Consider the following 10765-nt stretch of genomic DNA (forward strand, 5'->3'; position numbering starts at 1 on the left):
GGAGCGGCGGCGCGGGCACGAGAAAAGAGGTGCCTGCGCCGCCGTCGCCTGGGTAGCGTGCGGGGCGTGGCAGACGAGGCGTACGAGAACCCACGGCTGGCGGCGCTCTACGATCCGATCGAGGCGGACCGCGGCGATCTGGACGTATACGCCGACATCGCAACGGAACTGAAAGCACGTCAGGTCCTGGACGTGGGCTGCGGCACCGGTACGTTCGCCCTGCTGCTCGCCGACCGCGGACTACGGGTGACCGGCGTCGAACCGGCCGCGGCCTCCCTCGACGTCGCGCGCTCCAAGCCCGGCAGCGACCGCGTGCGCTGGATCCACGGCGACGCGACGGCGCTCCCCGAGACGCGGGTGGACCTCGCCACCATGACCGCCAACGTGGCCCAGGCCATCGTGGACCCGCAGGCGTGGGAGGACACCTTGCGCGCCGTCCACGCCGCGCTGCGGCCGGGCGGCCACCTCGTCTTCGAGACCCGCGACCCGGCCCGGCGGGCATGGGAGGAGTGGAACCCCGCCGCGACCCTGCGCACGCTCGCCGTCGACGGCGTCGGCGACGTCGCGGTCTGGGTGGACGTCACCAACGTCAGCCTGCCGCTGGTGTCCTTCCGCCACACCTTCGTCCTGGCCGCGACCGGCGAGACCCTCACCTCCGACTCGACCCTCCGCTTCCGCGAACGCGACGAAGTGACCGCCTCGCTCACCGCGCACGGCTACGTGGTGGACGAGATCCGCGACGCCCCGGACCGCCCCGGCAAGGAGTTCGTCTTCCTCGCCCGCCGCCCGTAGTAACGCGGGCGCGTCAGCGCAGGGTCATCCGATACGTCAGCGGCGAGCGGCCGGTGATCAGGACGCGGACGCCGTCCGGCGTGAGCGAGCCGTTCATCCAGGTGTACCGCTCCCCCGGCTCGACCACGGGAGGCTGCTTGCCGCCCTTGCCGTTGCCGGGCCCGAAGGTGATCCGGTCGTCGCCCACCGCGTAGGTCGCCTCACCACTGACCAGCTGGTAGGTGTCCTTGGCTCCGGCCACCTGCTCCAAGCCCTCCCCCGACAGCTCCCCGCCCCGCCGGAAACACAGCTCCAGGGCAAGCGGCACCGCGGACTCGGACACGTCGAAGGACAGCTCCCAGGCGCCGCCGTCCGTTTCGCGCACCAGGATCTCGGTCCGCAGGGCCCGGTACTCCTTGGGCCGGTGCGGGAAGTCCATCGCCGACCAGAAGCGGCCGTCGTCGGTGAGCGGGTAGAGCCCGTCCTTGCGCCGGTGGCGGCGCGGCAGCGGCTGGTGGAAGGCGGCGCGGACCTCCGCGTGCAGCCGCCACGCGTCGCCCTGCCGTTCGAGGCCCGCGGACCGGAAGGGACCGAGCGAGAAGAACTGCGGGGAGAGCCTCAGCGAGTCGAGGATCGCGGCGCCCTTGCGCATCTTGAAGAAGGTGGGGTTGGTGGAGAGGCCCGAGGAGATGGCGTGCACCTCGGGCAGGTCCGTTCCGCCGAAGATGCTGGCCGTGTGCTCACCGCGGCGCACGCGCACCAGACGGCAGCTGTCGTCGTGGTGCTCGAAGTCGGTCGGCAGTGGCTTCACCGCCGGCAGCTGACGGGCCAGCTCGGGCCGGTCGAGGACCTCGGCGAGCCGGTCGCCCGGCGGGGTCTCGCCAAAGGTCTGCTCCATGCCGCGCTCCTGGATCAGCGCGGCCATGGCCGCGAACGTCCCGTTGCCGTCGCGGATCGCCAACTCCCGGTACTGCAGCCAGAACTCGGGCAGGTGGCGCAGGGCCGCCTGGTCCTGGCGGCGCGAATGAACGGACTCCACCTCGCCGTTGGGCTCGGTGACATAGAGCGAGGCGGTGAGGTTGTCCCGTACGTGCGCGTACAGGTCGCGCCGGTCGTGGAAGCGGGCGATGGTCAGCAGGGCCGGGTTGGTCACGACCGCCGAGTAGGTGGGACTGCGTTCGCTGTACTCGCCGCCCGGGAGCTGGTCGATGCCCTCGGCGAGCCAGGCGTCGATGCGCCGGGGGTAGGAGGGATCGGGCCAGCGCCGGTGGATGCGGGAGAGCGCGGAGCACACCAGCCAGCGATGGTTGGCCGTGTGCACCCCGCCGTCGGCGAGACCGGGGCCCGCCTTGCGCAGGATCCGCTCGACCGTGTCGCGCAGCTTCCGGGTCGTCCGGTCGCCGTCCTTGTCGAGGAGGGCGTAGGCGATGTTGAGGTCGACGACGGAGAAGGCGGTGTCCGGCGGCGAGTGGACGGCGCCCTGGTCCCACAGACCGTCGTCGTACTGCTCGTCGGCGAGGGCGTCGGCGAGTTCGCCCAGCGGGGCGATGAGGGCGTCGTCGTGGTGGTGGGCGGATCCGCCGTGCACATGGACGGAGGCGAGCGTGCGCAAGCTGCGGGCGGCGGCGCGGGCCTTGCCCATGTCGCGCAGCTCGGTGATGGTGGCGGCGTACCCGTCGAGGACGACGGCGGCGCGCGCGTCGGCGGCCTTCGTGAGGAAGTCGATGAAATCCGCGTCGTGCGGGGGCTGTCCCGGTGCGGCGGCGGCCTCCCCTCCCGACGTGGCCGCGATGCCCACGGCCGCGGCCGTGGCGGAGGTGGCGATGAAGGTCCTGCGGGCTATCACGCGGTCTCCCCATGGGGCATGCGTACGGTGCGTACGTCGATGGCGGTGAGGGCCAGGGCCAGCGGCCCCGGCACCAGGAACGCGAGCGGCAGCATCATCCAGGCGCACAGCGCGGCCGCCACGAGGGCAAGGAGGACCAGGGCACTGCCGCCCACGTCCCCCGCCGAATCCCCGGCGGCCTCGCGCAATGCGGCGCGCCAGTCGGTGAGCGACGCGGGGCGGGCGCAGGCGCGCAGCCCCACGACCACGGCACACGCCCCGATCGCCGCTGCCGTCACGGCGAAGACGCGGCCCCCCGGCAGTCCCGCTCCGGCGAGTGCCAGGTCCGCCGCGAACAGCACCACCCCGGCGAGGGCGACCGCTCCGGCGGCGAGGTCACCGGCACGGAAGCGCCTGCGCAGGACCGCCACGTACCGGCGGGCCGTGACCGGTTGGTCGTCCCCGGTGCCGCGCACGATCGCGCAGGCGGTGGAGAGCGCGGCCGGAGCCGTGATCAGCGGCAGACAGGCGAGCGCCGTGACCACGCCGAGTGCGAGGACGTCCGCGAACAGGGTCATCCGCGGCCCGAAGATCTCGCCCGTCTCACGGGACCTGGCGGCGCTCATCCCTTGACCCCGGAGTTGGCCATGCCCTCGACCAGGAAGCGCTGGAAGGCGAGGAAGAACAGCACGATCGGCAGGAGCGCGATCACCGACATGGCGAACATCGGGCCGAACGCCGATTGGCTGGAGGCGTCCACGAACGACCGCAGCGCCAGGGTCAGGGTGAACTTCTCCGGCGAGAAGAGATAGATCAGCTGGGTGAAGAAGTCGTTCCAGGTCCAGATGAACGTGAAGATCGCCGTGGTGATCAGGGCGGGCCTGGTGAGCGGCAGGACGACCAGGAAGAAGCTGCGGAAGGGCCCGCAGCCGTCGATCCTGGCCGCCTCCTCCAGCTCGCGCGGCAGGCCGCGCATGAACTGCACGATGAGGAAGACGAAGAAGGCCTCGGTGGCGAGGAACTTCGGCAGGATCAGCGGCCAGTAGGTGTTCACCATGCCGAGCTGGTTGAAGATGATGTACTGCGGGATCAGGACCGCGTGGTGCGGCAGCATGATCGTCGCGATCATGAAGGCGAACAGCGGCCCGCGGAAGCGGAAGCGCAGCCTCGCGAAGGCGTAGGCCGCGAGCGAGCAGCTCAGTACGTTGCCGAGGACGGCGCCGCCGGCGATCAGCAGGGAGTTGGTGAGCAGCCGCCCGACCGACACGTCGTCCACGCCGTCGAGTGCGGTGGAGTAGTTCGACCACTCCAGCTTGCTCGGCAGCAGGTTCAGGCTCGCGATCACCTCGTCGGCGGGCTTGAGCGAGGTGGCGACGAGCCAGGCCAGCGGATAGAGCATCACCAGGAGCGCCGCCAGGCACCCGGCGTGCAGCGCGACGCGGCGCCAGGGAAGGGGCCGCCGGCCCGCGGTGGTGTCAGTGGTGGTGGTCATCGCTCCCCCTCGTTCGCGTAGAAGACCCAGGAGCGTGAGGTGCGGAAGAGCACCGCGGTCACGGCTCCGATGGCGATCAGCAGGACCCAGGCCATGGCGGAGGCGTAGCCCATGTGGGAGGCGACGAAGCCGCGGTCGTAGAGGTAGAGCGTGTAGAAGAGGGTCGAGTCCGCGGGGCCGCCCTTGCCGCCGCTGACCGCGAATGCGGGGGTGAAGACCTGGAAGGCCTGGATGGTCTGGAGGACCAGGTTGAAGAAGAGCACCGGGGACAGCATCGGCAGCGTGATCGAGATGAACTGCCGCCTGCGGCTCGCCCCGTCCACCGCCGCGGCCTCGTACAGCTCGGGGGGAATCTGCTGGAGACCCGCCAGGAAGATCACCATGGGGGCGCCGAACTGCCAGACGGTCAGGAGCGCCACGGCGAACAGCGCCCAGCCGGGCCTGTTGACCCAGCCGCCGGTGTGGATGCCGATGTCCGAAAGGACGTTGTCGACGGTGCCGCCGTCGTTGAAGACAGCCCGCCACACCAGGGCGATCGACATGGAGGCGCCGAGCAGCGAGGGAGCGTAGAAGGCCGAACGGTAGAAGGCTCTGCCGCGCTTCATCGACTTCAGGGCCAGTGCGACGGCCAGGGCGAGTGCCAGTTGCAGCGGTACGGCGATCACGACGTACATCAGGGTGGCGCCGACCGAGCGCCAGTAGCGCGGGTCCTCGGTGAACATCTGCACGTAGTTGCGCAGGCCCACCCAGCGCGGGGCATTGAACAGGTCGTAGTCGGTGAAGGAAAGGTACAGCGAGACGGCCATCGGCAGCAGGGTCAGTACGACCGCGCCGAGTACCCAGGGCGAGAGGAACACCCAGGCGGCGCCTTCGCGTTCACGCTTTGTGCGCTGCTCCGCCGCGGGCTCGGGGCTCTTCGCGCGAGCGGTCTTCGCGGGTATGTCGGTGGTGGTCACGACCTCAGCTCCGCCTTCGCCTCGGTGATGAAGTCCTCCGCGGCCTCACGGGGTGTCATCCGCTCGAAGGACACCTGGTCGTAGTCACGCCCGAAGGTGGTCTGCAAAGAGGTGTCACCCGAGGGCGGCGCCTTGGGCGGAGCCTTGAGGCTGCCGTCGACGGATTCCTGGTAGTCGGCGACGGTCTTGTCGAAGTCCTTGAGCTCGGGGCCGATGGCCTCGCGGATGGGCTCGTTGACCGGGATGCCGCGGGAGGCCCCCAGGATGTCCGCCGCCTTCTTGTCATTGATCATGAAGTCGATGAACTCGGCCGATTCCTCGGGATGTTCCGTCGTGGCCGCCGCGCCCATGAACATCGAGGGCTTGAAGTACTGGCCGGGTGTGCCGTCGGCGCCCGACGGCATCGGGGCCAGCGTCAGGCCCTCGCCCACGATGGGCGTGTAGCCGCTGGCGGGCGCGTCCCAGTTGAAGTCGGAGATCGCCTTGCCGCGGGCCAGCGGCTGGTTCTCCACCGTCCCGTCGAGCTGCGTGGTCTGCTGGGCCGGCGACACCGCGCCCTCGCGCCGCAGCTTGTCGGCGAAGGTCCACCAGCGGGTCAGGTCGTCGGCCGTGAAGCCGAGCTCGCGGTCCTTCGTGTAGAGGGTCTTGCCCCGGCCGCGCAGCCACACCTCGAAGCAGTCCTCGCTCTGGCCGGGGTCGACTGAGCCCGGCTTGCCGGTCTTCGTCGCCAACTCCCGCATGGCGTCGGCCCATTGACCCCAGGTCCAGCCTTTGCGCGGGAGGGGCACCCCGGCCGCCTTCCACTGCTTGGCGTCGTACACGACGGTCTCGGTGCCGCGTCCCTGCGGGATCGCGTACTGGGTGCCGTCCACGACCCCGGTGGCGAGGAGCCCCTCGTCGATCTCGTCGGTGCGCAGGGCCTTCTTCTGCTTGCCGAGGTCGAGCAGGATGCCGCCGGTCGCGTACTGGTCGATCTGCCGGTAGTCGAGCTGCATCACGTCGGGGGCGTCGCCACCGGCGGCCTGGGTGGCGAGTTTCTGCTTGTACGCCTCGTAGCCGGCGAACGAGGTCTGCACCGTGATCCCGGGGTGCTCCTTCTCGAACAGTGCGACGGCTTCCTGGGTGCGGGCCGCCCGGTCGGGGTTGCCCCACCAGGTGTAGCGCAGAACGGTCCTGCCGCCGCCGCTCGATTCGTCCGAGCCGCCGCAGCCGGTGAGCAGCGCGCTGAGCGTGAGCGTCGCGACCGTTGCGCAGGACCACTTTGTCCTGTTTCCGGGCATGCCGATGACACCTCTCCTCTCCGGTTCCTGATGGGTGCTTGCCGTGACGGTCGTGCCGGGCGGTGGCTACTCGCCGTGGTACGGCAGCGTGGTCCCCGGCAGTTCGTACTCGTCGCGGCGCCCGCACATGCCGTAGCCGCCGAGACGCGAGGGGCGGCTGTCGTACGAGCCCGAGGCCGCGAGGTAGTCGGGCGTGCCGTCCTCGAGCGCGTCGAGCTGGGCACCGGTGCGTTCGGCGGTGGCAAGGGCGCCGGCCCGCCACAGCTCGCGCCAGGTGGGGACCTTGTCCCGCACGAGCCGGGCCGCGGCCTGCTGAAACTCCAGGTAGGGGCCGTTGTCCCCGGCTTCGAGCGCGTCGCGCAGCGGGAGGTATCCCTCGACGGCCAGGTCACGGCGTTTGCGGGCGGCGGCTTCCGCCTCCGGCCCGGTCTTCGCGGGGAGCCGTGCCGCGGCGGCGTACCGCTCCGGGTCGGCGAGTACGTCGGTCGGGAAGGTGAACACGGCGTCGCCGGCTTCGGGCAGGCCGCTGTTCTGCATCAGGACCGTGATCCGCAGGTCGCCGCCCTGCACCATGCGGTGCACGGTTCCGGGCGTGAACCACGCGACGGAGCCCGCTTCCAGGGGGACCTCGCGATAGCCCTGGGGGCTGAGGGTCTGGACGGCGCCGCGGCCGCCGGTGACGACGTACGCCTCCGTGCAGACCAGGTGCAGATGCGGGCTGCCGCCGCAGACGCCGTCGGCGGCCTCCCAGTCGTAGGCGCTCAGGTGGGAGAGGCCGACGGCTCCGGGCAGGGGGTGCGGCAGGCTCACCATGTCAGTCCCTTCAGGTGGGTGGCGACACGGTCGCGGTCCCAGGCTCCGTCGGCGACCACGACGCGATAGCGGTAGGCGAAGGAGGCGCTCGGTGCCAGCGCGAACTCGTCGAAGAACGCCCAGGAGAAGGCGACGGTGGGGATGGGTTCGGAGCGTACGAACCAGTGCGATGCGTTGATCGCGCTCGCGGAGTCGAGGTTCTCGGGAGCGTGCGCGAAGACGAGCGTGGAGTGCGCGTCGACGTCGTCGTGTTCGGCGGTGAAGGCGATCCAGGGGCCCTGGGTGCCCATCAGACCGGCCGCGTCCTTCTCGTCGTCGGGTCCGAAGGCGGTGCCGCCGGTGAAGTCGCGCGGACCACGCCACTGAAGGCCCGTGTATCCGGCCATGTCGCGGCCCGCGGTGGTCGGCGAGCCGAAGCGCAGGGGTTCGTCTCGGATGTTGGTCAGGCGGATCGACCAGTCGACGGCCCAGGACCCCGCGTCCTCGTCGACGGAGTGGACGCTGATGTCGCGCTCTTCCCTGGCCCATTCCTGGCCGCCGTTCTCGATCCAGGTGAGCTCCTCGGTGAGGTGGAGGCGGTCCTCCTCGACGTCGAGGGCGGAGAAGCCGTCGTGGCGCATGGACCCGACGCGTTCCGGCAGCCGCAGATAACCCTCGCCGTGCACATAGCTGTTGCCGCCCCAGAAGTTCTGCCCCGACAGATGGCTCGCGGTCATCTGGAGGCCCTTGTGCCAGCGGTGGTCGTTCGGGCGGTACCCGGAGACCTGGTGTCCGGCCAGAGTCCGCAGGGGGTGGACGTAGGGCTTGCGGGCCTCGAAGGCGTCCGGGTCCGGCGCGTAGACGTAGCTGAGCAGCTCGACACCGCCCGAGGTGACCGTGATGCGCTCGCCGTGGGTGTGGGTGACCTGGATCGTCATCGTGTGGGGCTCCAGTCGGGGTGGTTGCCGTGCATGGCGGTGTAGTAGGGGTCACCGGAGGCGATCTCGCCCGCGAGCACCGGCCGTGCGGTGAAAGCCGACTTGTAGAGCGCGGCGGCGAATTCGAGGGTGCGCCGGGCGTCGGTGCCGCTGCCCGGTGGCCGTACGCCCTGCTCGTACGCGTCCAGGAGCGCGCCGAGCTGGGCGGCGTGCGAGCTGGGTACGTCCGCGGCGGGGGTGCGCCAGGCATCGGCGCGTGCGGCGTCGACGTGCGGGGCCGGTGTGTAGAGCCAGTCGTCGTTGGAGTGCCCGTAGAGGTGGGTGAGTTCGAGTGTCGCGTCGGCGCAGTCGAGGCGGATGCGGCTGACCTCGTGCGGGGACAGGACGCTGTTGACGACGGTGGCGAGCGCGCCGTTTGCGAAGCGCACCAGGGCGGTCGAGACGTCCTCGCTCTCGGTGTCGTGCACCAGGCGGGCCGCCATGGCACGCACCTCGGTCCACTCGCCCAGCAGATGCAGCAGCAGGTCGTACTGGTGGATGCCGTGGCCCATGGTGGGGCCGCCGCCCTCGCTCTCCCACCGGCCGCGCCAGGGCACCGCGTAGTAGGCGCTGTCGCGGTGCCAGGTGGTCTGGCAGTGCGCGACCCGGGGCGTACCGAGTTCGCCGCTCGCGATCAGCTCGCGGGCGTGGGCGGCGCCCGAGCCGTGGCGATGCTGGAACACCACCGACGCGTACGCTCCCGATGCCTCCTCGGCGGCGGCGATCTCGTCGTACTCGGCGAGCGAGAGACACAGCGGCTTCTCGCACAGCACCCACGCGCCCGCCTTCAGGGCGGCCACGGTCTGGGTCCGGTGCAGCGAGGGAGGGGTGCCGATCAGGACCAGGTCGGGGCGGACCGCGTCGAGCATCGCGTCGAAGTCCGTGTAGCCCTCGACGTCCATGTCCAGGGCCGCGGCCTCCGCACGGAACGCGGCGAGCCTGGCCGGGTCGACGTCCACGGCGGCTCTCAGTTCGATCCGGTCGAAGTGGGCCCGCAGGGCGGGCAGATGGCTTCCGGTGACGATGCCGCCGGTGCCGACGACGGCGGCCCGTGGACGCGTGGGGGTGGAGGACATACGGTCTCCTCGAACGAGCTTAGAAAGCGCTTGCACCGGTGCCGACCCTAGGCATTGCGTGAATGTCAGGACAAGACCTCGGAGCCGAAAACTGAAACGACTCAATATGTGGACGGCGCGTCCCGAACAGGGGACGACCACAACCGTTGCCGCGCGTTCACCACCTCCCCACGACACCCCCATCCGGACATCCCGCACACTCCAACTCCCCGAACGGAGTCACGCATGCCCATCGACGCCGCGCACCGTCGCCGCTGTGCCGTGGTGGGACTCGGCGCCCGCGCCCAGCTCTTCACCGAGGCGCTCGCCGGTCCCTACGCGGACCGGATCGACCTGGCCGCCTTCTGCGATGTCAACGCGCACCGCATGGCCGTCCACAACGCCTGGATCGCGACCGCCCATCCGGGCCGCCCGCCCGTACCGGCGTACGCGGCGGACGACTTCGAGGAGATGCTGCGCCGAGAGCGTGTCGACCTGGTCGTGGTCTGCACCGTCGACCGCCTCCACGAGCACTACATCGTGCGGGCCCTCGACGCGGGCTGTGACGTGGTCACCGAGAAGCCGATGACCACGACCGCCGAGAGCGCCCGACGCATACTCGACGCCCGGCTCCGCACGGGCCGCCAGGTCCGCGTCGCCTTCAACTACCGCTACAACCCGGTACATTCGGCCGTACGCGAGCTCCTGGCGGACGGCGCGATCGGCGAGATCGGGTCGGTGCACTTCGAGTGGCTGCTCGACCTGCGGCACGGCGCGGACTACTTCCGCCGCTGGCACCGTGACAAGGCGAACTCGGGCGGCCTGATGGTGCACAAGGCCACCCACCACTTCGACCTGGTCAACTGGTGGCTGGGCGCGCGGCCCGAGACCGTCTACGCGCAGGGCGGGCTCTTCTTCTACGGCGACGAGGCGGGCGCCCGGCGCGGCCTGGCCCGCGACTACACCCGCGCCCACGGCTCCCCCGCCGCCGAGGGGGATCCGTTCGCCGTCCGCCTGGCCGACTCCTCCGTGCTCAGCGCCCTGTACCTGGACGCGGAGGCCGAGGACGGCTATCACCGCGACCAGAACGTGTTCGGACCCGGGGTGAGCATCGAGGACGACATGGCGGTCCTGGTGCGCTACTCCTCCGGCGCGACCCTCACCTACCACCTCACCGCGTACGCGCCCTGGGAGGGCTACCGGATCGCCTTCAACGGCAGCGAGGGACGCGTCGAACTCCTCGTGGAGGAGTCCACCTGGACGCGTCCCGACGGACGCACCGAGGGCGCGAGCCCCGTCCTGCACGGCGCGGCGATCGGCACTGAGGCAGGGCGTACGCAACTCCTGCTGCGCCGCTTCTGGGAGGAGCCCCGGGAGGTGAAGGTGCCCACGGGCGAGGGCGGGCACGGCGGCGGGGATGTGCGCATGCTGGCCGATCTCTTCGGCGAGCGTGCGCCGGGTGACGCGGACCCCCTGGGCCGCGCGGCGGATGCCGGGGACGGAGCCCGCTCGCTGGCCACGGGCCTGGCCGCGAACCAGTCCTTCGCCACGGGGCTCCCGGTCGACGCCCGGAGCCTCATGGAGAGCTGAGAAGACGTCCGGGCCGGTCCACGAGGG

At 70.9% G+C, this 10765-nt stretch carries 10 protein-coding genes; 2 read left to right on the top strand and 8 right to left on the bottom strand.

Annotated features, from left to right (window positions below; translation table 11 throughout):
• Window positions 1-66 precede the first annotated feature (66 nt).
• Window positions 67-792 (top strand): class I SAM-dependent methyltransferase, encoded by a 726-nt coding sequence (locus tag ACWGIH_RS42335; protein ID WP_453442750.1) that lies wholly within the window; start codon window positions 67-69, stop codon window positions 790-792.
• 13 nt (window positions 793-805) lie between these two features.
• On the opposite strand, the gene ACWGIH_RS42340 is transcribed toward ACWGIH_RS42335, so the two are convergent.
• The 8 genes from ACWGIH_RS42340 to ACWGIH_RS42375 all read right to left on the bottom strand — a co-directional run bounded on the left by ACWGIH_RS42340 (window position 806) and on the right by ACWGIH_RS42375 (window position 9169).
• On the bottom strand, window positions 806-2617 hold the full coding sequence (locus tag ACWGIH_RS42340) for a hypothetical protein (protein ID WP_453442751.1): 1812 nt from the start codon (window positions 2615-2617) through the stop codon (window positions 806-808).
• Window positions 2614-3222, bottom strand: a complete 609-nt coding sequence (locus ACWGIH_RS42345) for a hypothetical protein (RefSeq protein WP_453442752.1) — start codon at window positions 3220-3222, stop codon at window positions 2614-2616. The genes ACWGIH_RS42340 and ACWGIH_RS42345 overlap by 4 nt, the downstream gene beginning before the upstream one ends.
• Window positions 3219-4088, bottom strand: coding sequence for a carbohydrate ABC transporter permease (locus tag ACWGIH_RS42350; RefSeq protein WP_453442753.1), 870 nt, complete (start codon window positions 4086-4088; stop codon window positions 3219-3221). The genes ACWGIH_RS42345 and ACWGIH_RS42350 overlap by 4 nt, the downstream gene beginning before the upstream one ends.
• The gene (locus ACWGIH_RS42355; RefSeq protein WP_453442755.1) at window positions 4085-5044 is read right to left on the bottom strand and encodes a carbohydrate ABC transporter permease; all 960 of its coding nucleotides are present in this window, start codon (window positions 5042-5044) and stop codon (window positions 4085-4087) included. The genes ACWGIH_RS42350 and ACWGIH_RS42355 overlap by 4 nt, the downstream gene beginning before the upstream one ends.
• The gene (locus tag ACWGIH_RS42360; protein WP_453442756.1) at window positions 5041-6324 is read right to left on the bottom strand and encodes an ABC transporter substrate-binding protein; all 1284 of its coding nucleotides are present in this window, start codon (window positions 6322-6324) and stop codon (window positions 5041-5043) included. The genes ACWGIH_RS42355 and ACWGIH_RS42360 overlap by 4 nt, the downstream gene beginning before the upstream one ends.
• A 66-nt stretch (window positions 6325-6390) precedes the next feature.
• A complete protein-coding gene (locus tag ACWGIH_RS42365) occupies window positions 6391-7137 on the bottom strand; it encodes a cupin (RefSeq protein WP_453442758.1) in 747 nt (248 codons plus the stop codon).
• Window positions 7131-8054, bottom strand: coding sequence for a DUF6807 domain-containing protein (locus ACWGIH_RS42370; RefSeq protein ID WP_453442759.1), 924 nt, complete (start codon window positions 8052-8054; stop codon window positions 7131-7133). Before ACWGIH_RS42370 ends, ACWGIH_RS42365 begins: the two co-directional genes overlap by 7 nt.
• Window positions 8051-9169, bottom strand: a complete 1119-nt coding sequence (locus tag ACWGIH_RS42375) for a Gfo/Idh/MocA family protein (RefSeq protein ID WP_453442761.1) — start codon at window positions 9167-9169, stop codon at window positions 8051-8053. Before ACWGIH_RS42375 ends, ACWGIH_RS42370 begins: the two co-directional genes overlap by 4 nt.
• 225 nt (window positions 9170-9394) lie before the next feature.
• On the opposite strand from ACWGIH_RS42375, the gene ACWGIH_RS42380 reads away from it, so the two are divergent.
• Complete coding sequence (locus ACWGIH_RS42380) at window positions 9395-10738, top strand: Gfo/Idh/MocA family protein (RefSeq protein WP_453442762.1); 1344 nt, start codon at window positions 9395-9397, stop codon at window positions 10736-10738.
• Window positions 10739-10765: the final 27 nt, after the last annotated feature.

The sequence above is a fragment of the Streptomyces sp. NPDC054872 genome, from assembly GCF_053610705.1.